Genomic DNA, 2,103 nt, shown 5'->3' with positions numbered 1-2,103 from the left:
GTCCAGCGCTTGCGACACATCAAGCAGTTGAGTACGGTTCGGCTGGTGTATCCGTCGGCGAACCACACGCGGTTCGAACACAGTATCGGCGTCACCCACCTCGCGGGGCAAGCGGTGGACCGCCTCGGAATCGACGACCGCCGAGCGACGGCGGTGCAAGCCGCGGCCTTGCTTCACGACGTGGGGCACGGCCCCTACGGCCACCAGACCGAGGACATCATCGAGCGGCGACTGGGCAGACATCACGACGAAGTCGGGGACCTGCTCGACGGAAACGGCCTCGCGGACGTTCTCGAACGCCACGACCTCGATCCGAAGGAAATCGCCGCACTCGTCGCTGGAGAGGGCGAACTCGGCCAACTCGTGGCGGGCGACCTCGACGTGGATCGAATGGACTACCTCGTGCGCGACGCTCACCACACCGGCGTTCCCTACGGAACCGTGGATTACGGTCGCCTACTCAGCGCACTCCGGTTCGCGGACGGCAACCTCGTGCTGGCGGACGGAAACGTGCAGACCGCGGAAAGCCTCCTCGTCGCCCGCGCGCTGATGAACGCCACCGTCTACCGCCACCACGTCTCCCGAATCGCTGGTGCGATGCTGGAACGGACGAGCGAGCGACTGCTGGATTCGACGGAGATAACGTCCGAGAGATTCCAGCGATTCACCGACGCCGAACTGCTCGCGGCGCTCCGAAACTGCGAGGAGACGTCGACAATCGCGAACCGAATCGCCGAACGAAACCTGTTCAAACGCGCGGTGTGGGCCGAATGGGGGGCGGTCCCGGACGACGTCGTGACGGCGAGCCACGAGTCGGTTCGGAAGTTCGAGCGCGACATCGCCGCGAAGGCCGGAGTCGAACCCGAACACGTCCTACTCGACACGCCCGGCGAACCGAGCATGCCCGAATCGTCGAGTCGGGTGGTAGTCAACGGCGAAATCAGGCGGCTGGCCGACCAGTCCCCGCTGGTGCAGGGATTGCAGGAGTCACAGCGTACGCAGTGGCGGTTGGGCGTGTACGCGCCGGAAGCGGCGACGGACGACGTGGAACGCGCGGCGAAATCGGTTCTCGGACTGGCACGCTGACGTAGTTGACGTTTCCCGTTACGATCGGTCGCTGGATCCGAGTTCGGTTGTGTTTTCGATTCGCATTCGAATGACTCGGTGCCGTGAAACGCTGCTATCCGCGGATATACGTCGTCTCCATTCGAACGATGGAAAACGAGGTACTACGCGGCTGCTTCTGAATAAATCCTATAACGCTATATGAAATCTCTTAATGGGGGATACTAGTCGGGACGAAACGGGTTCGGGTTCGAGGGAGGTGCGAGAACGCTATGGCTACCGAATGCGTAGCGACCGTATGGACGACGGCATTCCGGACGCGGAGGCGATCATCGAACGCGGACGACGGTATCGGGACGAACTCGATGAGTACGGGGAACCCGAGCAAAAGGAGACGGTCGCGGAACTGTTCACGCTACTCGGCCGTGCCTACGCCCTCCCCGTTCTCCACCTCTTCTCCTTGAACGAGGGACCGCTTCGATTCTCCGACCTCGAAGACCGACTCGACGTGTCGCCGACGACGCTCTCCAAACGGCTCTCGGAGCTCACCGACGCGGGACTGTTGACCCGCCACTCCTACGACGAGATACCGCCGCGAGTCGAGTACGAACCGACCGACGCCGCCAACGGTCTCGCGCCGGTTTTCATCCACCTCTACGAGTGGGCGTCGGTCTACGACCTCGACGGCGATGGCGATTGAATCGCCGAAGGTTCCATTACTACAGATTCTATAGTCGATACACTACTACTGACTCCATAGTATATGACTACAGAAGCGAAAGCAAAGGGCGTGATGAAACACATCCTTACACCCCAACCAGAGCGGACGGAGGGTCCGAGATGACCGACGCGATTCGCGCCGAGGACGTTCACGTCGTCTACCCCGACGGTACCGAGGCCGTCAACGGCGTGGACATGCGCGTTCCGGAGGGCGAGTTCTTCGGCTTCCTCGGTCCGAACGGCGCCGGGAAGACGACGACGATTCGAACGCTCGTCACGCTGTTGCGACCGACCGACGGCGCGGTGACGGTGAACGGC

Annotated in this window: 3 protein-coding genes; all 3 read left to right on the top strand. The window is 62.4% G+C overall.

Annotation, left to right across the window (positions count from 1 at the left end):
- The coding region (locus WBV42_RS14750) for an HD domain-containing protein (protein ID WP_423986708.1) at positions 1 to 1,086 on the top strand (1,086 nt) is incomplete at its 5' end.
- Between the two features lie 277 nt (positions 1,087 to 1,363).
- Positions 1,364 to 1,765, top strand: a complete 402-nt coding sequence (locus WBV42_RS14745; RefSeq protein ID WP_253233933.1) for a winged helix-turn-helix transcriptional regulator — start codon at positions 1,364 to 1,366, stop codon at positions 1,763 to 1,765.
- 140 nt (positions 1,766 to 1,905) lie between these two features.
- Positions 1,906 to 2,103 (top strand): ATP-binding cassette domain-containing protein (locus tag WBV42_RS14740; RefSeq protein ID WP_423986707.1); only part of this gene is annotated, 198 nt, incomplete at its 3' end.

The organism is Haladaptatus sp. (assembly GCF_049589095.1).
In the GTDB taxonomy this organism is placed as follows: domain Archaea; phylum Halobacteriota; class Halobacteria; order Halobacteriales; family Haladaptataceae; genus Haladaptatus.
Note: the sequence above shows the minus strand (reverse complement) of the source record. Positions and strands in the feature narration are given on the sequence as shown.